This is a genomic window from Halobacillus dabanensis, assembly GCF_900114165.1.
Lineage (GTDB): Bacteria > Bacillota > Bacilli > Bacillales > Halobacillaceae > Halobacillus > Halobacillus dabanensis.
This window is the reverse complement of the sequence record NZ_FOSB01000007.1, coordinates 72709-96252: the sequence shown is the minus strand read 5'-3', so window position 1 is coordinate 96252 and position 23544 is coordinate 72709. Positions and strand designations below refer to the sequence as shown.

21 protein-coding genes are annotated in these 23544 nt (G+C 44.6%); 13 read left to right on the top strand and 8 right to left on the bottom strand.

What is annotated here, in order from left to right; all coding sequences use genetic code 11:
• The first annotated feature begins 45 nt into the window (after positions 1 to 45).
• From alr to BMZ58_RS13090, 6 genes are all read left to right on the top strand, one after another.
• The gene (gene alr, locus BMZ58_RS13115; RefSeq protein ID WP_075037016.1) at positions 46 to 1164 is read left to right on the top strand and encodes an alanine racemase; all 1119 of its coding nucleotides are present in this window, start codon (positions 46 to 48) and stop codon (positions 1162 to 1164) included.
• 375 nt (positions 1165 to 1539) lie between these two features.
• Positions 1540 to 3450: an N-acetylglucosamine-specific PTS transporter subunit IIBC gene (gene nagE, locus BMZ58_RS13110; protein ID WP_075037015.1), complete on the top strand. Its 1911-nt coding sequence runs from the start codon at positions 1540 to 1542 to the stop codon at positions 3448 to 3450.
• Between the two features lie 18 nt (positions 3451 to 3468).
• Positions 3469 to 4659 (top strand): N-acetylglucosamine-6-phosphate deacetylase, encoded by a 1191-nt coding sequence (nagA, locus tag BMZ58_RS13105; RefSeq protein ID WP_075037014.1) that lies wholly within the window; start codon positions 3469 to 3471, stop codon positions 4657 to 4659.
• On the top strand, positions 4640 to 5383 hold the full coding sequence (gene nagB, locus BMZ58_RS13100) for a glucosamine-6-phosphate deaminase (protein WP_075037013.1): 744 nt from the start codon (positions 4640 to 4642) through the stop codon (positions 5381 to 5383). The genes nagA and nagB overlap by 20 nt, the downstream gene beginning before the upstream one ends.
• On the top strand, positions 5373 to 6098 hold the full coding sequence (locus tag BMZ58_RS13095) for a GntR family transcriptional regulator (RefSeq protein ID WP_075037012.1): 726 nt from the start codon (positions 5373 to 5375) through the stop codon (positions 6096 to 6098). Before nagB ends, BMZ58_RS13095 begins: the two co-directional genes overlap by 11 nt.
• 11 nt (positions 6099 to 6109) lie before the next feature.
• Positions 6110 to 6826, top strand: a complete 717-nt coding sequence (locus BMZ58_RS13090; protein ID WP_075037011.1) for an SIS domain-containing protein — start codon at positions 6110 to 6112, stop codon at positions 6824 to 6826.
• A 187-nt stretch (positions 6827 to 7013) separates the two neighbouring features.
• Here BMZ58_RS13090 and BMZ58_RS13085 read toward each other — a convergent pair whose 3' ends face one another.
• The 6 genes from BMZ58_RS13085 to BMZ58_RS13060 all read right to left on the bottom strand — a co-directional run bounded on the left by BMZ58_RS13085 (position 7014) and on the right by BMZ58_RS13060 (position 13229).
• The gene (locus BMZ58_RS13085; RefSeq protein ID WP_075037010.1) at positions 7014 to 7916 is read right to left on the bottom strand and encodes a MurR/RpiR family transcriptional regulator; all 903 of its coding nucleotides are present in this window, start codon (positions 7914 to 7916) and stop codon (positions 7014 to 7016) included.
• Positions 7917 to 7932: 16 nt separating this feature from the next.
• Positions 7933 to 8769, bottom strand: a complete 837-nt coding sequence (locus BMZ58_RS13080; RefSeq protein WP_075037009.1) for a carbohydrate ABC transporter permease — start codon at positions 8767 to 8769, stop codon at positions 7933 to 7935.
• Positions 8770 to 8788: 19 nt separating this feature from the next.
• Positions 8789 to 9682, bottom strand: a complete 894-nt coding sequence (locus tag BMZ58_RS13075; RefSeq protein WP_075037008.1) for a carbohydrate ABC transporter permease — start codon at positions 9680 to 9682, stop codon at positions 8789 to 8791.
• Between the two features lie 226 nt (positions 9683 to 9908).
• Complete coding sequence (locus BMZ58_RS13070) at positions 9909 to 11300, bottom strand: ABC transporter substrate-binding protein (protein ID WP_075037007.1); 1392 nt, start codon at positions 11298 to 11300, stop codon at positions 9909 to 9911.
• A gap of 56 nt (positions 11301 to 11356) precedes the next feature.
• Positions 11357 to 12262, bottom strand: a complete 906-nt coding sequence (murQ, locus tag BMZ58_RS13065) for an N-acetylmuramic acid 6-phosphate etherase (protein ID WP_075037006.1) — start codon at positions 12260 to 12262, stop codon at positions 11357 to 11359.
• A complete protein-coding gene (locus BMZ58_RS13060; protein WP_075037005.1) occupies positions 12255 to 13229 on the bottom strand; it encodes an N-acetylglucosamine kinase in 975 nt (324 codons plus the stop codon). Before BMZ58_RS13060 ends, murQ begins: the two co-directional genes overlap by 8 nt.
• Positions 13230 to 13656: 427 nt before the next feature.
• Between BMZ58_RS13060 and BMZ58_RS13055 the strand changes: the two genes are divergently transcribed.
• Together BMZ58_RS13055 and BMZ58_RS13050 are read left to right on the top strand one after the other, a co-directional pair.
• Positions 13657 to 15342, top strand: coding sequence for a M4 family metallopeptidase (locus tag BMZ58_RS13055; RefSeq protein ID WP_075037004.1), 1686 nt, complete (start codon positions 13657 to 13659; stop codon positions 15340 to 15342).
• A gap of 18 nt (positions 15343 to 15360) precedes the next feature.
• The gene (locus tag BMZ58_RS13050; RefSeq protein ID WP_075037003.1) at positions 15361 to 16560 is read left to right on the top strand and encodes a M14 family zinc carboxypeptidase; all 1200 of its coding nucleotides are present in this window, start codon (positions 15361 to 15363) and stop codon (positions 16558 to 16560) included.
• Between the two features lie 153 nt (positions 16561 to 16713).
• Here the strand turns inward: BMZ58_RS13050 and BMZ58_RS13045 are convergent, their stop codons facing one another.
• The gene (locus tag BMZ58_RS13045) at positions 16714 to 17784 is read right to left on the bottom strand and encodes a hypothetical protein (protein WP_075037002.1); all 1071 of its coding nucleotides are present in this window, start codon (positions 17782 to 17784) and stop codon (positions 16714 to 16716) included.
• 345 nt (positions 17785 to 18129) lie between these two features.
• On the opposite strand from BMZ58_RS13045, the gene BMZ58_RS13040 reads away from it, so the two are divergent.
• Together BMZ58_RS13040 and BMZ58_RS13035 are read left to right on the top strand one after the other, a co-directional pair.
• Positions 18130 to 18501, top strand: coding sequence for a CidA/LrgA family protein (locus tag BMZ58_RS13040; protein ID WP_075037001.1), 372 nt, complete (start codon positions 18130 to 18132; stop codon positions 18499 to 18501).
• Complete coding sequence (locus BMZ58_RS13035; protein WP_075037000.1) at positions 18494 to 19183, top strand: LrgB family protein; 690 nt, start codon at positions 18494 to 18496, stop codon at positions 19181 to 19183. The genes BMZ58_RS13040 and BMZ58_RS13035 overlap by 8 nt, the downstream gene beginning before the upstream one ends.
• Positions 19184 to 19258: 75 nt before the next feature.
• Here BMZ58_RS13035 and BMZ58_RS13030 read toward each other — a convergent pair whose 3' ends face one another.
• Entirely contained in the window at positions 19259 to 19789 is a 531-nt protein-coding gene (locus tag BMZ58_RS13030) for a hypothetical protein (RefSeq protein WP_075036999.1), read from the bottom strand.
• A 400-nt stretch (positions 19790 to 20189) separates the two neighbouring features.
• Between BMZ58_RS13030 and BMZ58_RS13025 the strand changes: the two genes are divergently transcribed.
• The 3 genes from BMZ58_RS13025 to BMZ58_RS13015 all read left to right on the top strand — a co-directional run bounded on the left by BMZ58_RS13025 (position 20190) and on the right by BMZ58_RS13015 (position 23519).
• Positions 20190 to 21173: an aldo/keto reductase gene (locus BMZ58_RS13025; RefSeq protein ID WP_075036998.1), complete on the top strand. Its 984-nt coding sequence runs from the start codon at positions 20190 to 20192 to the stop codon at positions 21171 to 21173.
• Positions 21174 to 21626: 453 nt separating this feature from the next.
• Positions 21627 to 23129 (top strand): malate:quinone oxidoreductase, encoded by a 1503-nt coding sequence (locus tag BMZ58_RS13020; protein WP_075036997.1) that lies wholly within the window; start codon positions 21627 to 21629, stop codon positions 23127 to 23129.
• Between the two features lie 153 nt (positions 23130 to 23282).
• On the top strand, positions 23283 to 23519 hold the full coding sequence (locus tag BMZ58_RS13015; protein WP_244151571.1) for a hypothetical protein: 237 nt from the start codon (positions 23283 to 23285) through the stop codon (positions 23517 to 23519).
• The last annotated feature ends 25 nt before the right edge of the window (positions 23520 to 23544 follow it).

Here is a 23544-nt window from a genome sequence, read left to right as displayed (position 1 = left end):
CCAAATTCATGGGGGAGCTTTCTTTATAGAGAGGAGAAGATCATCATGACCGACTACCGTCCCACATGGGCCGAAGTGTCCCTGGAAGCTCTCAGCAATAATGTAAAAGCGTTCAAAGATTATATTAATGACGAATGTCAGTTGATGGGTGTGGTCAAAGCAGATGCCTATGGCCATGGACTGGTTCCGTGTGCAGAATTGATGGTTAGGGCAGGGGCCAACCGTTTAGGTGTAGCTATCATGGAAGAAGCTATGGAGTTAAGAAAAGCGGGCATGGACGTACCGATTCTTATTTTTGGCTATACCCCTAAAGAAGCCGTTCATGAGGCCGTTGATCATGACCTTACTTTGACTGTTTTTTCAGAGGAAATCATGGAAGAAGTGATCCGTGCAGCGGAAGAAAAGCAGAAGGAGGTGAAGATACATATTAAAGTAGATAGCGGTATGCATCGGATTGGACTGAAAAGAGGGGAAGATATCCTGCAACTTTTAGAAAAAAACTCATCCTCTTATGTACATGTAGAAGGGGTTTTTACCCATTTTTCTGATGCCGATAATGAAGATCCCGCTTATACAGAACAGCAATTTCACCACTTTTTGTCTGTAGTGGAAGAGGTGGAAAACATCCATGGGGAAATACCCATTGTCCACTGTTGTAATAGTGCGGCAACGATCGCCTTCCCACATATGCACATGGATATGGTAAGGGTAGGGATCAGCTTGTATGGCCTCTATCCCGGGGAACATATGAAGAAATGGATTTCCCTCCATCAAGTGATGAGCCTGAAAACGAAGCCTGTCATGATTAAAACAGTCTATCCTGGGGAACCGATCAGCTATGGAAGGTCCTATGAACCAAAACAACCGATAGAAGTGGCGACCGTTCCTATCGGCTATGGAGATGGTCTTCCCCGTGCTCTTTCCAATCAAGGCCATGTAGTCCGAAATGGCCAAAGAGCACCCATTGTAGGGAAAGTATGTATGGATCAAACAATGATTGATGTAAGTTCTGTAGTGAAATCTAGCAGGGATGCTGTCTATACCTTCTTTGGAGACCCGGAAGAAGGTCACATTCCTCTCCAGGAAGTCGCCGATCAGCTCCACACCATCCATTACGAAATCACCTGCCAAATCGGTCCACGCGTCCCAAGGAAATACGTGTAACCTACCAGATATTTCTGTACCAAGCCTTACATTTATTTACAATTGAGGTGATAAGGAAGAAATGATATCGGGATTGAAAAAGCGTGGATCAATGGCTTAATCATTGGTACTGCGCTTTTCTTTTGGACTTTTTAAAAAATAGAATTCTTAAATTCCTTTTAATTTTGTAAGTTTGTAGTCATTTATTACGGAAAAATAGGACATACTATCCGTGGCAAATCATTAAGAAACCCTCCTACACTTCGATAACGTAGAGGGGGACGGGCACTGACATAACTTTCCTGCATACTGGTATAGACAACTAGATAGATAGATGATACATTGAATTTAATAAACCGTTTTCATCAAAGATTAAAAACAAGGAGGATCTACAACATGCTGAACTTTTTACAGAAAATCGGGAAGTCCTTGATGTTCCCGATTGCAACCTTACCAGCAGCAGCGTTATTGGTAAGACTCGGAATGGAAGATATGCTTGATATTCCATTCATGACAGCTGCGGGTAATGGGATATTAGAGAATTTGGCTCTTATTTTTGCTATTGGTATAGCTATGGGATTTGCTAAGGATGGCAGCGGGGCGGCCGCTCTCGCAGGTGCCATTGGTTATTTGGTACTAACGAATGGAATCGAATCCATCAATGACGAAGTCGAAATGGGTGTGTTTGCCGGTGTCATTGCCGGAGTTGTTGGCGGAATGCTTTACAACCGCTTCCATGATGTGAAATTCCCTGACTTCCTTTCCTTTTTTGGAGGAAAAAGATTCGTTCCGATCATCACATCAGGGGCAATGGTCATTTTAGCTTTCGTATTTGGATATTTATGGGTCTACCCACAATATGCGCTTGATGCAACGACCAATTGGATGTTGAATGCCGGAGAATTAGGGGTCGGTGTTTACGGTGTATTGAACCGTCTGTTGATTCCGGTCGGTTTGCACCATGTGATCAATACCTTTATCTGGTTCGATTTTGGCACATTTAATACAGGTGCAGGTGATGTGGTCCGGGGAGAGATCAATCGCTTCTTGAACGGAGACCCAAATGCCGGGTACTTCCTAGCAGGATTCTTCCCGATCATGATGTTCGGTCTTCCTGCTGCGTGTCTAGCTATGTATATGGCAGCGAAAAAACATCGCAAAGCGGCAGTCGGAGGCATGTTGCTCAGTATAGCTTTGACCTCTTTCATTACAGGAGTAACGGAACCGATTGAATTCTCTTTCATGTTCTTGTCTCCACTCCTTTATGTTGTTCACTCTATTCTGACTGGTGTCGCGATGGTTCTGGCCTTTGTGCTTGATGTCCGTCATGGTTTCGGTTTCTCTGCTGGGTTGATCGACTATGTTTTAAACTTTAATATCGCCCAAAACCCACTGTTATTACTTGGAATCGGAATATTCATGGGTGTCATTTACTTTGTCGTTTTCTATTTCCTGATCGTCAAATTGGATTTGAAAACACCGGGCCGTGAAGATGACGATGAGCTAGCAGACGAGGACACGACCGATGGAAGTACTGGTTATGAAGCGAAAGCTACTAAATATCTTCAAGCACTTGGCGGAAGAGAAAACATTAAATCGCTCGATTATTGTACGACACGATTGCGTATGCAAATGGAAAATCGCGACGTAGTGGACGAAAAAGCATTGAAACGCCTTGGATCGAGGGGAGTCATGAAAGTCGGAAAAAACAACTTACAGGTCGTTGTCGGAACGACTGTAGAGTTTTTAGCCACAGCGATCCAAAAACAAATGGACCATGGCATTCCTGAACAGCCGCCTGAGTCAGACGAAAGTGTGGAAGAGGGAGAAGCCCCTGCCAGTTTGAGAACGTTAAAAGCAGAGGAATTTGTTATGCTGGTAGAAGGAGAAGTTATATCTCTTGCCGAAGTCCCTGATCAAGTGTTTGCTGAAGGAATGATGGGACAAGGATTTGCAGTGAACCCAACAGGTGATGTGTTCCATTCTCCTGTGGACGGAAAAATCGTCAATGTCTTTCCAACGAAACACGCGATCGGAATTGAAAACAATGATGGATTGGAAATTTTGATTCATGTTGGACTTGATACGGTGAAATTAAAGGGGAATGGATTTGAAACCCTCGTGGATGCAGGACAACAGGTGAAGAAAGGTGACCCGCTATTACGCGTGGATTTAGAAAAAGTGTCTGCAGAAGCACCTTCCATCATAACGCCGGTTATTTTTACAAACTTGGAAAGTGAAACAGTGGAGGTTCACAAAAAAGGAAAAATGAAACTTGGAGAGACAGGTATTGTGACGATCAATTAATAGAAGGAGGCAAACAAGATGGGAGATGTTTTGGAAATCACTAATGTCCAGATCATTGCAGAATCAGAGACGATTCCATCAGGTACCGTTCAAGTGAAAGATGGAAAAATCCATGCTATTTTACAAGCCCCTTCTGAACAGGCAACGGAAATGATAGATGGAAAAGGAATGACGCTCGTTCCTGGTTTTATTGACCTGCACATCCACGGGGCTAATGGCCATGATGTGATGGATGCGACAGCGGAGGCTTTAAGTGGAATGGCAACGAAGTTACCAGAAGAAGGGACGACAAGTTTTCTGGCAACAACGATGACTCAATCTACAGAAGCCATTTCAGCTGCTCTTACCAACATCGGTGACTATATAAAAAAGCAAAAACAAACAGGGGAAGCAGAAGTACTAGGGGTCCATCTCGAAGGCCCCTTTATATCAGAAGAGAAAGCAGGAGCCCAGCCGCTCGCCCACATTTTGCTTCCATCTGTACAGCAATTCGATGAATGGCAAGAGGAGAGTGGGGATCAGATCCGCTTAGTGACAGCCGCACCGGAGGTCGAAGGTGGTTATGAATTTTTCCAGCATCTGTCGAACAAAGGGGTGACTGCTTCCATCGGTCACAGCTCTGCAACTTTTGACGAGGCGAACAGAGCTGTCGAGCACGGTGCAAGCCATGTCACTCATCTATTCAATCAAATGAGCGGATTCCACCACCGTGATCCGGGTATCGTCGGAGCTGCTTTTCACAACGAGAAGCTGAAGGTGGAGATGATTGTCGATTATATTCATGTTCGCAAGGAAGCTGTCGAGACAGCTTATCAGTTGATCGGTTCGGAGCGGACGGTCTTGATTACGGATGCTATGCGTGCGAAGTGTCTTCCAGAGGGGACTTATGATCTTGGCGGTCAACCGGTCGAAGTTCTCGGGAAGGAAGCGCGTTTGTCTGATGGCACCCTTGCTGGCAGTATCCTTCGGTTGGAGGAAGCGGCTTTCCATATGAAAAAAGCAATGAAGCTTGGCTGGCAGGACTTTGTCAGGATCACCTCAACAAATGCGGCGAAGCAAACAGGAATGCTCGACCGTAAAGGCACCATAGCCGTCGGAAAAGATGCTGACCTTGTTTTGCTGGATGAAAATGCACAGGTCCTGATGACCATTTGCGGTGGAACGATCGCTTATGATAGGAGGAATGAAGATGGAAATGATAATCGTTGAGGATTATGAACAACTCAGTCAGCGTGCGAGCGATTTAATCGTTGAACAAGTACGTATGAATCCTGAGTCTGTGTTGGGGCTTGCCACTGGGGGGACTCCCCTTGGAATTTATCGTGAACTTATTAAGGCGAATAGGGAAGGGGAAATTGACTTCAGTGATGTGTCGACATTGAATTTAGATGAATATATCGGTCTCGCACCTTCTCATCCTCAAAGCTATCGCCAGTTCATGAAAAGAGAATTGTTCGATGCCATCAATATCTCAGAAGCACGCACCCATATACCAGATGGCAGGGCGGAGAATCTGGAAGAAGAGTGCAGACGTTACGAAGCGTTGATCGAAGCGATCGGTCCCCCGGATTTACAGCTGCTCGGTATCGGTGAGAATGGTCACATCGGATTCAACGAGCCTGGCAGTGATAAGGAAGGGGAAACCCATATCGTCGAATTGACGGAATCCACCAGATCTGCCAATGCCCGCTTTTTTGCCAGTGAGGAAGAAGTACCTAGCCATGCCATTACCATGGGAATTCGTTCTATATTAAAAAGTCAGCGGATTTTGCTGCTCGCTTCTGGAGAAAAGAAAGCGGGTGCGATCAAGCGATTACTGCAAGGTGGAGAGGATGTGAATTTCCCTGCATCAGCCCTGTGGTCCCATCCCCATGTTACACTAGTGATGGATAAAGCAGCTTATGGGATGAAAGGGGAAACCAATGGTGGATAAAAAATCGCCACTTCCGATGTATTATCAAATTGAAGAAGATATCAAACAGAAGATTGATTCCGGCCTTTTTATTGAAAAAGAAACCATTCCTTCTGAACGTGAACTGAGTGAGCATTATGAAGTTAGCCGGATGACGGTGAGACAGGCTGTCACCAACCTCGTTAATGAAGGATTTTTATACAGGGAAAAAGGGAAAGGGACGTTTGTAGCGGAGAAAAAAATTGAACAGCCACTCCAAGGTATGACAAGTTTTACAGAAGATATGAAACAAAGAGGGATGGAGTCAAGCAGCAAACTGCTCGAGTTCAATATCATTCCTCCCCCTGCGGATATTAAAAGGAAGCTTTCTCTTGAGGATAATAGAGAAGTTTACGAAATTCATCGGATTCGATATGCCGACCATCAGCCGATGGCAGTCGAACGAACATTCATCCCGGTCGCCCTCGCTCCGGGTTTGAAGGATAAGAACGTTTACGGATCCCTGTATGAATATATTGAAGAAAATCACGACTATACGATTCATAAAGCGACCCAAATCATTGAAGCTACCATTGCGGACGAGGAACAAGCAGAGCTTTTGGATATCGCTCCAGCTGCAGCGATCCTGCACATAGAGCGTACAAGCCTTTTGCAGGATGGAACACCATTTGAAGTCGTAAAGTCATCATACCGTGCGGACCGGTATAAATTCATAAGTGAAATCCACCGTTCTTAAGGAGAAATGCTATGAGTTACTTATCAAAGGTTACCCAGCATTTAAAAGAGCTGGATGAGTGTTCGGAAGTTCACGAGGTCAGCAGGCAAGTGGCAGAAAGATTGATGGATGGAGGAATCATTCACCTGTTCGGATGTGGCCATTCGAGTTTACTTGCTCAGGATGCCTACTATCGAGCAGGAGGACTTGCTCCGGTCCGGCCGATTTTGATAGAACCGTTAATGTTGCATCAAGGAGCTTTTCAATCTACATGGAATGAAAGAACAGAAGGTTTTGTCTATCCCTATCTGGCAAAGGAAGATATCCGGGAAGAGGATATCGTCATCGTTTTCTCAACATCCGGCCGTAATCCTGCACCGATAGATGTAGCGTTATTCGGTAAAGCTCAAAAGGCCATGGTCATCTCTGTCCAATCCCTTGAATATAATAGCAGCCAGTCTTCCAAACATCCGTCAGGGAAACGGCTGGAATCGGTTGTTGATGTTGTGCTGGACACAAAGGTCCCTGTAGGAGACGCGGTAGAGAAGCGGGAAGGGATGGACACAAGTTTTTCTCCAATATCTTCTGTAGTGGGCACAGCCCTGTTGCACGAATTGATGACAAACGTAATTGAAGCATTTTGGGAAGCAGGGAAGGTAGCTCCTGTTTTCAAAAGTGGAAATGTTGATGGCGCAGATCAACATAATAGAGCGATGATAGAACAGTACAAAGACAGAATCACCTTTTAACTCCATGTCGTACTCTACCAAATATTAACGTACCAGGTCTTACATTTATTTACATTTATGATCTCCAATAAAAAAGTGGCTGTTCTTCATCAAAAGAACAGGCACTTTTTTGGAATCTGGAATCGATTCGATAGCTTCAAGACATTGCCCACCTATGCTTTTCTTGCATCCGGAGCACCATTATTTCCTAAGGTTTTGCCGTCTTGCTGGATTTCGGGCGAGCAGCTGTCCCTTTTAACAAATCCATCACATCGGTGATTTCATTAAAATAATCAGATGCTTCATCCCATTGGTTCGTGACCAAGTTGACAAAGAGAATATCGATCATATGTAACTGGGCCAGACGGGACGAGGTAGCTCCACTCCGGAAAGGGGCCGGAATCTCTCTGGACGCAGAGATGAATAAAGAAATATCGGCAAAGGCAGTCACAGCGGACTGACCATATCGCGTCAAACTGATCGTCTTCGCTCCCTTACTTTTAGCGATTTCCATAATCTTCGCCGTCTCATACGTCTCCCCTGAAAAAGAGATGCCGAAGACAATATCCCTTTCTGTTACGTTCGCAATATTCATGGCTGCATTGTGTAGGTCTGTAAAAGCCGTGGTTGCTTTATTCATCCGTAAGAATTTTTGTTGAGCATCCTGGGCGATGATCCCTGAAGCACCTACACCGAAAAAATGAATTTTCTCTGCGACTTTCAAGACTTCCACAGCTTTTGAGAGGGAGTGATAATCGACAAGTTCTGTCGTCTCCTTGATCGCCTGCAAACTGTTGTTTGTCATCTTTTCCACGATGGAATCGGAAGCTTCCCCTGGCTGAATATCCCGGTAGCGGACTTCCGGCTTTTTTTGCAGATCACCGGAGATCCGTAGCTTCAATTCTTGCAATCCCTTCAATCCGAGGGACTTACATAATCGAATGACTGCTGCACTACTCGTTGAGCTGAGTTCTCCCAATTGTGTTGCAGTGCAGTGAATCGCTTCATGCGGCTGATCTAGAATGAATGTCGCAATTTTTTTTTCTGAAGGGGGCAGCTTATCCTTCATTTCATTGAGTATTACAAGCCCGCCCGTCAGTGAATTTTTCATATATCCCTCACCACTCTTATCCTTTAATAGCTCCTTCCGTCATTCCCTTCACAATCCGGCGTTGGAAGATTGCGTACAGAACGATGACCGGAATAATAGCAATGACAAGACTTGCAAATAACGTCCCCCAAGCATTCGTATATTGGGTTTCATTGCTGATGTAGTCGATAGCTAATGCAAGTGTGTAATTCCCTTCGCTTTGTAAAAAAATCAGAGCCATAAAATATTCGTTCCAAAACTGGATCATATTCATAATTGTGACGGTGATAATCCCCGTTGTCGAGAGGGGGGTGATTATTTTCCATAAGATCCCATATGGGGACATGCCATCGATGGCAGCCGCTTCCTCAAGCGACTTTGGTATAGTTGCCATGAAACTCGTCAATACGAAAATACTGAAGGGCAGCTGGCTGATCGCGTAGACGATACTTAATCCGAAGATATTATCGAGAAGGTTCAGTTGCATCAGTAAAAAGAACAACGGAATCCAGCCGAGAACCATTGGAATCATCATCGCTGAGATATATAAAGTGAACAAGAGGCGGTTGCCCCGGAATCTCATCCGTTCCAAAGCATAGGAAGTCGGAATCGCCATCGCAAGCGTCAAGGTCGCTCCTAGACCTGTAACAATAAAACTATTAAAAACACTGCTATCGATATTGTAGTTGCTCCACGCGTCAACGAAATTTCCAAAGCTGAATGACTCTGGAAGCCCCCAGGGATTTGCATAAATTTCCGCATTCGATTTGAAAGCACCTAAAACCATCCAAAAAATCGGATACAAAACAGCCAACGACCATATGATCAATGGGATACGCACGATTGAACGCGAGAAAAAGCTGCCTTTTTTCACTCTACTCCCCTCCTGTCTTTTAATATTCCACTTTCTCTCTTCTCATCAAGAACTGCATTACAAATACCGTGATCAATGATAAAACCAAGATCATTACACCGATGGTCGCTCCATAACCGAAGTTGTATTTCACAAATGCTTGTTCATACAAATAGGAGCCCATCACGTGGGTAGAGTTGTTTGGCCCACCCTTTGTCATAACCTGAACGATAATAAAGGAACCGTTCAAAGTGGTAATGATGATATATAGAATCGAGATTTTGATTTGTGGCCAGATGAGTGGCAGGGTCACTTTCCAAAATTGTTGCCACTCTGTCGCTCCATCAATTTCCGCCGCTTCATAATAACTTTTCGATATATTCGATATTCCACCCATCAGCATAAGCATGAATAGACCGATCCCAGCCCAGACAGAGGGTAAGACAAGACTTGGTAAAGCCCAATCCTCACTTCCGAGCCATGGTCTTTGCCAACTTTCCAGTCCAATGAATTCAAGCCCTGAATTGATCAGGCCTAAGCTTGGGTTATAAATGAACATCCACAAAATACCGATGACTACCACCGACATGATATTCGGAAAGAAGAAGACGATGCGATAAAACGGGGCCTCCTTGATTTTCATTTGTGTCAAAGCTACGGCAAAAAAAGTGGATAGAATCATGATGCCAAACACTTTGGTCACAACAAGGAAATAGTCATGGAGGATGGTTCTGGGGATAATCTCGTCACTAAATAGACGCCGGTAGTTGTCGAAACCAACAAACTCTGCCAACGATGATGCCCCCGACCACTGGAAGAAAGAATAATAAAGCCCGTTGAATAAGGGATAAAGGGTAAAAACAGAAAATAACAGAAAAGTCGGTACAAGACAAAAAGCTAAAAATAAATTGCGCTGCCGTTTCGACTGGACCATGATCTCACCTCTTTCTTAATTCTAAAGCGCAAGCGCCTTGGTCAGCCCCGACAAGCTTAAGCAAACCTTTGAAGCACAGCAAAGGTCTTGCTTAAGACCTCGAGGGGTTAGGCGGTGAAGCTGGATGATACAAAAGCGCAAGCGCCTTGGCTATCCAATGGCACATAAAAGGGAGAAAAAATGGAATGCGAAGACGAACGGACACGCCTCCACATTCCACCGTTTCTTACTCCTCTAAGCTGCTTCGATATTCAGCCGCTGCTTGTTCTGCTTCTTCGACAAACTCCTCTGCCGTAATATTGCCAAGCATCAGAGATACGAGTGAATTACTGATTGGAGTTTCTAGTTCTGAACTCATCGGATGAGGTTTTTGATAAATCTGTACTTGCTCAGGATCATTGATCATATCGTTCGCTTCAATTAAGAATGGAGGGACTTCTTCATTTGGAGATAAATCGACACCTTCTAAGTTCATGATTGCACCCGTATGTTCAGAGAAACTTTTCGCATATTCTCTCGTGAAGACGAATTCTACAAAAGCTTTTGCTGCTTCTGGGTTTTCCGCTTTTTCAGCAATCGCTAATGGACGGAGGTCAGGAACAATCGCATATGGCTCTCCTTCATCTTGCATAGGAGAAGGGATGAAACCATATTCAAAGTCTTCTGGAGTATCGTTAGCCATCTCATTCGGCAGCCAGAATCCTACCGGGATGAACGCATTGTCATGAAGCAGGAAATTCATCTGGGATTGGGTGTGGTTCAAAGCGCCAAAGCCAGAATCAATCATACCTTCCTGCTGCATTTGTTCTACTTTCTTCATTACGTTAAGGACCGGTTCACTTGTCCAGGCACCTTCTGCCCCTGTAATGACATCGTTCAATAATTCATCACCGCCCGCTGCTCCAAAGGCAGGATATAGGGCACCACGTAAGAAGTAATACGGGTATTGGCCTGTGGTTACGAAAGGCTCGATCCCTTCATCTTCTTTTATCTGACTCATCGTATCCATGAAACTAGGAAAATCTTTCGGGACTTCCCAGTTGTTTTCCTCAAACCACGCATTGTCGTACCACGTTCCCCAAGTGTCGAAGACTAATGGCAGACTGTAGATTTCTCCACCATAGGTGGCAGGATCGACAATAAAGCTCTCACTTAGAGCGGAACCATCTTCAAGTTCAATTTCACTCAACCATTCCGACAAGTTCATCAACTGATTATCTTCGACCATTTGTGTTTCACTAGAACCCGCTCCATCGATGTATACAACATCAGGGGGATCATCTGAAACCCAGCGGGAACGCATTTCTTCATTAATATTCGGGCCCGCGTGTTCGGTAATCGTCACATCTGGATATTCTTCCTGGAAATCACCGATGACTTCCTTCCACCAGGAATCGCCATAACCACCGACAAAGTACTGGATTTCCAGTTCTCCTGAGATTTCGCCAGATTCACTATCCGCATTTTCATCAGTTGCTGTGTCTTCTGTCGTTTCCGAGTCTGTATCACTATCGTCTTCTTGTGTTCCTGCTCCTGGTGCACATCCAACCAATAAAACAAAGGCAAAAAGAATCCCCAACATCAACCAAGCAGATGTTTTCCGCCACATGCTCAACATAAGCTCCCCCTTTTTGATTGAAAAAATATATTTGAAACCATCGAGTGGTATTCAAATCAAGTATTGAGTTCAACCGCTTTGCGTAAATGTCCATCACTTTGTTCTAACAGTTCTTTTGCTTGCTGGAAGGATACATTCCCTTTCAGCATCACAATAGCAGGTTTCACTTGCAGATTGGCTTCTACCAAGGCTTTCTCTGCTTCTTCATAGGTCGCCGTGGTGCATTCTAGTAAAATGCTTTTTGCTCGCTCTCTCAGTTTGTAATTGCTTGCATGCACATCGACCATCAAGTTTTCATAGACTTTGCCGAGTTTCACCATTGTGGTCGTACTAATCATATTCAAAATCATCTTGTGAGCGGATGCTGCCTTAAGGCGAGTCGATCCTGTCAGGACTTCTGGACCGACAATCACTTCAATCGGACAATCGGCAAATGCACTGATTTTTGAATGGTTGTTACAAGAAAGCGAAATCGTATAGGCGCCAATATCCTTTGCGTGTTTCAATGCACCGATAGGGTATGGAGTCCGGCCGCTTGCTGTAATTCCGATAACAACATCTTTTGCTGTCACCTTTTTGCCTTTAAGGTCCTGCACTCCCTCACTTTCATCGTCTTCCGCGTTTTCCCGGGCCTGTGTGAATGCCTGGCCGCCACCTGCCATAACAGATTGAACCATTTCAGGATCTGCCATGAACGTCGGCGGACATTCGGAAGCATCAAGAACGCCCAGACGCCCGCTCGTACCTGCCCCGACATAGAAGAGGCGCCCGCCGCCTTTCAAGGAATTAGTAATTTCGTCCACCGCAATCGTGATAGACGGCAGCACCTGTTTGACTGCCTTTGCAACCCTATGATCCTCTTCATTCATGACAGCAAGCATTTCCTCTGTCGCCATGCGGTCAAGATTCTTTGTGCGTTCGTTCCTTTGTTCCGTCGTTAAAGATGTCAACGAGTCAGCCATCTCCATCCCCACCTTTCCGAGTTCCAATCACTGATTTCGCTAGTAGTGCCGCCCCGAATTCGGGAGGTCCATAAGGATCTCTGAACACGCCTAACCCTTTCCGTTGTATCCCTTCAATGAAATGCTGTTTCACTATGCAGGAATGGGTGAAAATGGACCCGGCTGCCATCACAGGTGTCGTATCCTTGAAGCTTTTCTGAAATAGGCTCTCGACATGAAGGACTAATTCTTCTGCGGCTTCCTCGAGAATCCCGATGGCCACTTCATCCTTTTGATCGGAAGCTTCGATTACACACTGTGCCAGACGAGCGATTTCATGTTTTTCCTGGGGTCGTTTATATATGTAACGGATGAGCTGTTCCGGTTCGTCCAGCTGGAGCTCTTTTAACAGAATAGGTGTAATCAATGTCCCAGGTCCCCGTCCATCCGCCTCTTTAGCCACTGATGATAACGCTTTCAAAGATAAGTAATAACCACTACCTTCATCACCGAGCAAATGCCCCCAACCTCCGCAGCGATGAATATCCCCGTTTTGATCGATTCCGATGGCATTCGATCCTGTACCGGCAATGATCAGGATGCCTTCACCAGCCTCAGGCGCAAGTGCTCCTTTCAAGGCCGCCAAACTATCCGATCCGATAAACAAATCGTAATTTTCAGAAAATTTAAAGTTAAAAAAAGAGTTCTTTAAGACGCGAGCCATTTCAGCTTCATCTTCAGAACGACCGACACCGGCGAGGCAACATCCAATGCTCACCACCTCTGATGGCGAGATGGAATAATGCTCCATTCCAGCCTTGAGTAATGATACTAACCGAATTCCTGTCCCTTCAAAGCCGATTACATGTGGATTACTCCCTTTTCCTGTAATCATCTTGGGGTCTGAAGGGAGTGTATCACGATCAGCTTCAAGAAAAAGGCATGTCGTTTTGGTTCCTCCTCCGTCAATCCCAATCACATAACTCATGGACTTCCTCCAAATTGTTTTGTTGTTTTCATTATAGGTTCTCTGAATTTTTATGTCTACTTATTGATTTATATACCGTAATTTTATTTTAAAAAGATGCCGAGAAGTGTCGTTCAGTGCCTGAAATCCTCAATGTTAGGGAAGGATAAGCTGATGGTAACAATGTCACAACTTCTACTAATATAACAACTTCGGGTAATTTGATATAGGGAGTCTTTCAACCCCTACGTTTAGTAAAAATATACCAAATAGTAACCTTTCTATTAAAGCCTATGGACATGCGAAACTTATTGAATTTGTGTGAGAAAAGTCACGGCTGAGGTATAGGCTGTTTATATTTTCAGAAAATACAAATAGTTCTATATAATCTGTATACTTATTCCTTTATTCCCTATAATTGGTTACATTCTTGCAAGGAGGTTGGAATATGAAGAAAAAATACGTGATTCCCGTGGCGGCTCTATCTTCCGCATTATTAATGGGAACGATAGCCCCTACTAAAACATCCGCAATCAGTCCACAAGCACAAACAGAAGTACAGCAAAAGAAGATACATAAAGCAAATGAAAACAAACCCTTTTTTGTGAAAGAGAAACAAGCAGAAAAGCAATCAGCTGCAAACGAAAAGGCTGCAAAAGCTCACCTTAATAAAAATAAAACCAAGTTCAAGATTGATCATCCTGAAGAAAGTTTAGGGTCAACGGTAGTTACCAAGGATGATTTGGGAATGACTCATGTGAAACTACAACAAGAGAAAAACGGAGTCCCTGTAGAAGGTCATGAAGTTGTTGTTCATTATAATAGTGACAACCGTCCACAATCTGTTAGTGGACATTTTAATCAATCGGTCGAAGATGAGGAGATTTCAGTGGCAGCCTCTCTTTCTGAAGGCGAAAGTATAAAAATTGCTAGAAAAGCTGTCAAGGCACCTGAACAACTCGTAACCTCTCCATCCTCTGATCTTGTAATCTATCCTTTCAATGATCAAAACCATCTCGCATATAAAGTGAATGTCAATTTCCTAGGCGAAAATCCAGGCAATTGGTTTGTTTATGTAGATGCGAATAGTGGGGAAGTCGTCGACCAGTATAATGCGCTCATGCATGCGAAAGACTATAAATCTGCCAAAGGCTCTGGATTAGGTGTCTTAGGGGGGCATCGTCTCCTTCATATCACCCACAAAAAAGATAAAGCGATTAGTAACCAAACGAATTTCTTTTTATATGACAACTCCCATGAGGATTTGGAGGGAATTTTTACATACGACCTGAAAAATCAGTGGGCCTATGGAGGACTTCCTGGTGAATTGTTCCATTCTGAAGATGCCTCTTTCAAGAGTGACTATGAAAGACCTGCCGTTGATGCACATTATAACTCGGAGGCTGTGTACGAATATTTCCTGGAAGAACATGGCCGTAACTCAATTGATGGGGAAGGTATGGCCATTAAATCAACTGTTCACTACGGGGAAGATTATAACAATGCTTTTTGGAACGGAGAGCAAATGACCTACGGAGACGGAGATGGAGAATTTTTTGTTCCATTGTCTGCTGGGCTTGACGTGGCTGCCCATGAAATGACCCATGGTGTGACTACTCATTCTGCGGGATTGAAATATCGTAACCAGTCTGGCGCCTTAAACGAAGCCTTCTCTGACATATTCGGGGCATTGGTGGATGAAGAGGATTGGGAAGTTGGAGAGGATATCATGGCAGATGCAGCGAAAGCATCTGGCCGCACATCGCTTCGCAGTCTAAGTAATCCTAGCAAGTATCCAGTTGGGGATGATTATGTTCCATACGGAGATGGGAGCGGCATGTATCCTTCCCACATGGACGAGTACTATGACCTTCCGATTGAACTAGATAATGGTGGGGTTCATATTAACTCATCAATCATCAATCATGCTGCTTACATTACAGGAGAACAAATCGGTAAAGAAAAACTCGGTCAAATCCATTATCGTGCTCTCACTGTTTATTTGACACCTGATTCGGATTTCAGTCATGCGAGAGAGGTACTGATCCAATCCACTATTGACCTTTATGGGGAGAACAGTGAAGAAGCTCAAGCTACAGCCGATGGGTTCGATCAAGTCGGAATCACGGAATAAAATATAGGAGTGATATTCATGAAGAAACAAGTATTCGCAGTTGTCAGTTCCCTTGCACTAGCTACAAGTATTGCTCTCCCGGCCTCTGCGGCAGGGAACCATCCTGGCACGCCTACTCAACAAACGTATAATAGCTCTGGTTTCACTGATCATGAGCAATTGGGTAAAAAGCTGCAACAGCTGGAAAAATCCAGCCAGGGTCTTGTGGAAGTAAATGTAGCCGGCCAATCGAACAAGGGTCTTGATATCTATCAAGCAAGGGTTGGAAGTGGCGACCGAGTCATTCTCATAGAAAGTGAGATCCACGGAAATGAAAAAACAGGGACAGAAGCTATCTTGAACCTATTAAGCTACCTAGGTTCAAGCAACTCGCCACAAGCTAAGAAAATCAGAGAAGAAGTGACCCTTGTCACACTACCGAAAATGAACCCTGACGCATCAGAGTTGGACCGCCGTGGCAATGCTATGTCCTGGGAAGAGGTCATAGAAGATTTCCCTCAGCTAGAGGGAGCAGCTGGACCTACATGGAACCATTATTATGATAGGTCCCTTCAAGGAGATGACTATACCTCCCAGCCAGGGTTTGACGTGAACCGGGATTTCAATCCCGATCTAGACTATGTCCCACAAGCGGAAGATGTGCCAGGTTCCTCTTCCGAACCAGGATGGTACCTCACACCTGAAGCTCAAACGGTCCGTGACGTCTATAAAGAGCTTCAAGAAGAATTCGGAAAAGTAGATGTGTTTGTCGACCTTCACCACCAGGGGCTCTATTATGTAGACGGTACAAGTGAGCCAGTTACTCTATCTCTATCAGGCCAATTCGTTCCGGATCCATCAAGTAAAGCTGGAGAAAAATACTCCGAATATGCAGGTAATTACAATTACGATTTTTCCCGTCAGTTGAATCTGGCAGCCTATGACGCTTTACAAGAAATGGGTAATTCTCCTTTTGATAACATCACGCTGTACAGTCAGGGTCTTGATCTTCCAGGAACAGCTCTCGGTTCTTTTGCTTTAAATGGCAGCGGTACTGTTCTTTTTGAAGTGACAGGACAAACCCAAAGTATGGGTCAAAAGAAAAAGGGGATGCTAGTGAAAGCAGTAGAAACCGGTTTGACAGGGATTATTGAAGGAGTGGCTGATGGTAGTGTAGAGGAACTAGATGCTGAACGATATGAAGAAATTCCTGAAACTTCTTATTCCCCAGGTTTGTAATAGAAAGGAGAGAACCCAAGAATTCGGGTTCTCTTTTTTGTTGTGTTTTTGTGCCTGATTTCCACTATGTTAGAGAAGTAAAGGATATATCAACCGTTTGATCACACATAAAAAAGTACCTGACCCTCAACAAGGGAACAGGCACTCCATTCATTATTGATAATTCACAATCGCAGGACTTGGATCGAGCTTCACCACTTCTTCTGGTGTCATCACTGGCTCATCCTTATCATAGAAAATTTTAAAACCACCATACTGGGAAGGTTTATCACGTACGTATTTTTTATATAGCGCCATTTTATCGGTAGAGGAGCCCCAGCCATCAAAGTTAAGCGCTACTTCCACGTTGTCTGTCGGCTGAATCGCTTCTTTATTTGTCAGCACATGTTCCGTAAACTGGTGAACAAGTATGAATTTATCTGGCAGATTATTTTCTTCGGTCAGCTTGGATACATATTCAACCGCTTCCTGGACTTTCGCTCCATCGACCGTGCCGAGATCTTCCCCAGGTACTTGGCCTTCTTCCACTTGGAATTCGGTATCGATCGCCAGGTGGACGTTCGGGTGCTTGAGCCATTTCTCAATACTCTTCACCTGATTCATAATCGTATCCGTACCGAGCTGGATATCGAGAAGAACAAGCGCATCATGCTTCTCCGCGAGATCTACATATTCCTCAATCTTTTCGTCCGAGAGCTTACTGACATACGTTCCATCAGGCCCAGGGGCGCGTTGAGCCATGGTCGTAATCAGCTCGATCGTAGGAATGGCCGGGCGTTCTGGATCAGCATCCGAATAAGCCTGTGCCTGCTCCTTGAGCTGCTTCATAAACTCCTCCGGCTCCAAGGTTCCGAGAATTCCCATGGTCTCCGTCAGAGGGGTGCCATAATAAGTCACAAGCCTGTGATTTTTCAGCGGTCCATCTGTCTTATCTTCCATACCCTTGGATAGCGTCTCTCCAGCAGGGACAGAACGTGCCGTGTCACCACCACGGATAGCCTGTGGGGCCGGCATGTTTTTAAGCTCTTCCTCCGACAACTTTTCTTTTAGAGGAACCGCATCTTCTGATGGCTCTAACGCCTGGTAAGGAGGCTCCTGCTCTTTTTGTTCTGGTACATTTTCTTTTTTAGGGGCATTCTCCGCCTCTTCTGCAGACTGTTCCGCGCAAGCTCCTAGAAGAACGATGAGTAAGGCTCCAAGTAACAAATTTAAGAATGGTTTCATGAGGTCGAACACTTCCTTTGAATGTAAAAGTTGGGTTAGTAGGTATAATATAGAAGAATGCTAACATATTTTTCATAGTTTGAGGCTCTTGTAACGAGATTGAAAAAGAATGATAAAAATGCAGAAACTCAGTGTGAAGAGGTTCTGCTTTTCTGCCTTTTCCCAGCGATTTTATCATTTAAACCCTGTCACGTACCCTTTAGTTCGCTAACCCACCGGGGGGCAGGCACCAAAAAAGCACCAGAGAAAAAGAAGATATTGAGACCAGTATTTTGTATGATACTATAATTCTTATATAATAAAAGAATAAAACTTCCATTTCAAAACTAGAAAGAAGGATCACACGTGTCAAAGGCTGTAACGATCATCCTGCAAATCATAGGATTATACGTCATTTATCTATTAGGAACACTTATCCAAACCACTTTCCATCTGTTCATCCCAGGCAGTGTCATCGGCCTGATCATTCTATTCGCACTCCTGTCTTTCAAACTAGTGCCAGATCGCTGGCTGAAGCAAGAGGTAGGATTCATGATTACTCATCTGCCGTTCTTTTTCATCCCAGCGACAGTCGGGGTTATGAGCTATGCGTATGTATTCGAGGGAAAAGGAGCGCTCTTGATTTTTATCGGTCTGTTCAGTACGGCCCTGGTGATGGGGATTTCCGGTTTTGTCGCTCAGTGGATGACGCGAAGGAGGGAAGCAGCCCATGAATGAATTTCTGATAGCTGCTCTTATCATCGGTATGACGATCCTTATCTACCGTGGGGCATTGTTCATTTACCGTCGGTTCCGCCGGATCTATACGGCTCCGATCATCCTGTCAACAGTGATGATCATCGTTTTGCTGCTATCCTTTCACCTTCCTTATGAGACGTACATGGTAGGGGGGAAATGGATCGATCATTTGCTTGGCCCAGCCGTCGTTGCACTTGCTTTTCCGCTTCATCAGTACCGTGAGATTTTGAAAAAAATGCTCCTGCCGATTTTAACGGGGACGTTGATCGGTGCGTTCATCGGGGTCACTTCTGGACTCCTGCTCAGCAAGTGGGCGGGTTTCAGTGAGTTGATCATCCATTCGATTGTTCCGAAATCAGTGACGACCCCTGTGGCGATGTCAATTGCTGAATCAAGTGGTGGGGTGATGCCGCTCGCGGCTGTTTTCGTCATGATCGCAGGGATTGGCGGGGTGCTGATTCATCCAGTGGTAATGCGCTATGCCGGTCTGACCCATCCACTTGGAAAAGGGGTCGGTATGGGGAGTGCTTCCCATGCAATCGGGACAGCGACGTCAATGGAACGTGATCCGCTTGAGGGGTCTGTCAGTACGATTGCGATGGTGTTAAGTGCTGTCATCGTTTCGGTCATGGCTCCTGGATTAACACTGCTTCTCATGTGAAAAAAGTGTCTGCTCTCTTCATATGAGGGCAGACACTTTTTAGCTTACTAAGGAAGCGTGTCCTTTTGTTCGTTCTTATTTCTTCGGCCATATGAAATGACTGGCCGCTATTAAAAAATCGATCCCCAAAACTACCGTCCAGAGCTTAAGGGCACTGGAGAGCGCTTCAGTTCGAGAGGGATCGCCAATGAGAAAAATCAGGCTGACAAGAAAAGCGGCACCGATCACATAGGCAAGCACATGCTGCAGCCAGCTTTTGAAATAATGTTTAGCATGGGGGATGCCGGAAAGCTTTTGAGGGCGGGGACCTTCTTTCGTTATGTAATATTGGAACCTCACATCAGCCCATTCGATCATGCTTTTGCCGAAAGCAATCGACACACCGATATAAACGGCGGCAATCGCATGTGCGATCGTTGCTGTGGCACCGGTCCATAAGTGGACACTTGTTGCCACAAGTAAAATCAAATCAATCACCGGGGTTAAAGCAAGTAAAAAGAGTCCTGCTTTTTTCTTTTTGAAAATATACCGTGTCACCAGCCCGGCGGCGATGACGACCCAAAAGCCGACTTCACTTGCGACGATCATCCAGGCGATCATATCCAATTGTACTCCCTCCCTGAAACGTTTCATGTATTATTTGACACTTCTTATACGTTTCATACCTATGAAGGGTTTCATAGAAGGAGAGACTAATATATCTTGTGAAGTTAGCTTATTGCCGAATCCAAAGACCCGTCGTGGTAAAATAGTGCGCCGACTTCTTGGGAACCAGGGTTACCAACGGGGGGATACGTCCACATTAGTTAAAGATTGCAAGGGAAAATCAACCTTCCTACCATTTATTCTCCATAGAGGCTATAGGATGGTGCATGGATTTTCTCCTGAATCAGCCCACAACAAACAAAAGGATAGAGTGGTCAGTTGAAAAAGCTATGAAAATATGAAAAGTGAAAGCATCTTGATATACTTATAATTATAATAATTTTCAGAAAGGTGGAAGGTCATGCAATACAACCGCTTAGGAAAAACAGGATTAGAAATCAGTGAGCTCAGTTTCGGTACATGGGCGATTGGCGGAAGCTGGGGCAGTACGGATGATAAAGAAGCACTGAAGGCTCTAGAGCAGGCGATGGATCATGGGGTGAACTTTTTTGATACTGCCGATGTTTACGGGATGGGACACAGTGAAGAGCTGCTTGCTGAAGCTACGAAGGGAAAAGAATCAGAAATTCATATCGCCTCTAAATTCTGCAGGCAAGGAGACATAGAGGATCCGAAAACCTACTCGATGGAACAGGTGTCTACCTATTTGGATGACAGTTTGCGGAGGTTAAACCGTGAACAGATCGATCTTTATCAAATTCATTGTCCACCTATGGAAATCTTAAAGGATGGATCTGTTTTTGAAGTGTTGGAACGTTTAAAGGAAAGCGGAAAAATCAGGGATTATGGTGTAAGTGTAGAAACAGTGGAAGAAGGATTGTATGTATTAGAGAACTCCAATGCAAGCACGTTACAGGTCATCTTCAATCTTTTTCGACAAAAGCCATTGGAGAGGCTGTTTCCGGAAGCAAAGGAAAAAGACGTCGGTATCCTCGCTCGGGTCCCCCTTGCCAGTGGTCTATTGACTGGGAAGTTTTCGAAATCTCATACATTTGAAGAGGATGATCATCGTCGCTTTAACAGGGATGGAAAAGCCTTTAATGTAGGAGAGACCTTTGCTGGCCTGCCTTTTGAACGAGGTGTCGAGCTTAGTGAAGAACTCTCCTGGATAGAAGAAGGTCGCGGAAATCGGACGCGTGCGGCGTTGAAGTGGGTGATGCAGCAGCCAGGTGTAACAAGTGTCATCCCTGGTTTTAAGAACGTCAAACAAGTGGAGGACAACTTGCAGGCGGTTCAAGCACAACCATTCCATACGGAAGAGCTTAAGCAACTGCGGAAGTTTTATGAAGAAAACGTCCACTCCCACATTCGCGGGGGCTATTAAAGGAGGAAGCTTGTTTTTTCTTCTTTAATAAATAAGTGGACAGAAAAATATCACTGGGTCCTCTACTGAAATTCCGTCAAGGGCAGTCCGGTGATCAGTTGTAAGGTCTTTTATTGGGAGACAGACCCGCCGGTATCAAGGGATTCCCGTCTGTAAACCTCTGCGTGCGGCCCGTGGAGTTTTATTTCGTATGCTTCTCCCAATCTCTCCTTTTGATTAATCATTATTATTGCTACTCTTCAGTATATTTATTTTTTAGGAATGTCCTCTCTGACAATGAGTGGGTAGTAAATAATTTCTAACTCTGTCACCAAATATTTAAATTTTTTGATAATAGTGATACACTGAGAGGAGATAAAAAAATGCTGGAAAGATGTGTGCTGAGGCGGAAAGTGTCTGAAAAAGGCAGCAGTGACGGCATCTTTTCTGTAGACATAGGGAGTATGAAGGGAAATGAGCAAAGATTATTCGAAGACAGATGTGATCTTAATTGGTGCAGGAATTATGAGTGCAACATTGGGTTCCTTGCTGAAAGAATTAGTGCCGGACTGGAATATTCGCGTGTTTGAAAAACTTGGAAGTGCCGGAGAAGAAAGCTCCAACGTATGGAACAATGCGGGGACGGGTCATGCAGCACTGTGTGAGTTGAATTATACGAATGAAAAGCCGGATGGCACAATCGATTTAGGGAAAGCCATTAAAGTCAATGAACAATTTCAAGTCTCGAAACAGTTTTGGTCTTATCTTGTGAACAGCGACCGGATTGCGAATCCACAGGATTTCATCATGTCCTTGCCTCATATGAGTTTTGTGCGCGGGAAGCAAAATGTAGAATTTCTTAGAAAGCGCTTTAACAAGATGGCTGCTAATCCCTTGTTCCAGGATATTGAATTTTCTGATGATCCCGAACAATTGAAAGAATGGATTCCTTTGATTATGAAAGACCGCGTGCTAAGTGAACCAATCGCGGCTACAAAAATCGATGCCGGGACCGATGTGAACTTCGGTTCATTGACTCGCAAGATGTTCGATCACCTGGAAAACAGAGACCTGGAAGTCAACTATAAGCATAGTGTCGAGGATATCACGAGGAACAGTGATGGCACATGGGAAGTGAAAGTCCACGACATGGCAAATAATAAAATCGAATACCATACGTCCAACTTCGTTTTTATCGGTGGCGGAGGTGGGAGTTTACATCTCTTACAAAAAACTGGTATCCCGGAATCCAAAAACATTGGAGGATTTCCGGTGAGTGGGTTGTTTATGGTGTGCAACAATCCGGATGTCATCGCTGAACATCATGCCAAAGTGTATGGAAAAGCGAAAGTAGGCGCGCCGCCAATGTCTGTGCCGCACCTGGATACCCGACTGATTGATGGCAAGCAAAGCTTACTATTCGGTCCTTTTGCTGGATTCTCCCCGAAGTTTTTGAAAAACGGCTCTTTATTGGATTTAGTTACATCCGTCCAAAAGGATAACCTTTTCACTATGATGGCAGCGGGAGTCAAAAACGCTTCTCTCACAAAGTATTTGATTGAACAGGTGATCCAATCGAAAGAACAACGTATGGAAGAACTGCGGGAGTTCATCCTGACAGCCAAAGCGGAAGATTGGGATCTTGTTACTGCCGGTCAGCGGGTCCAAGTGATCAAGGATACTAAAGGCGGTAAAGGAACGCTCCAGTTCGGTACAGAAGTGGTCAGTTCCGCCGACGGTTCGATCGCTGCTTTGCTTGGTGCCTCACCTGGAGCGTCCACAGCAGTTTCCGTCATGCTTGAAATGATGGAAAGGTGTTTCCCTCAGCATATCAATGAGTGGGAGCCGAAAATCAAAGAAATGATTCCTTCCTATGGAAAAGCGCTGGTGGAAAATCCAGACCTGATCCGTGAAGTTCATACAACGACAGATCAGGCGCTTGGATTGAACCATTACACAGAAGCACAGTCGATATAAAATACAATAAAAAACAGGAGTATGCGGAGCGGTTTAGGCTCCCCATATTCCTGTTTTTTTGGGTTTTCTCTATCTAACCAGTGCCAGTAAAAGGGGCGGTTCGATTCTCTGATTGAAAAGAAAGGTCTGACTTTTGCTTATTAGTTAGGGAGCTTGTTGATTGCATCCTCATCGATCATCCTATCTATCGCTCTTGGGGATCTGTTTCTGAGTTACTTAGCGGCTGGACTCTTTGGCTGCTCCTATATCTTTTTAACCGGTGTTCTTCTTGTTTGGGGAATCCGTGTATTTATTACGAATGCTTCTTTAGGAATTGGTGTCCCTTTTTTACTTTTGGCGGTCGGACAAGTCATAGGTTCCATATTCGCCGGATGGTTTATCGGGGCATAGGGGCTTATTAGGAAGTAGCAAATGC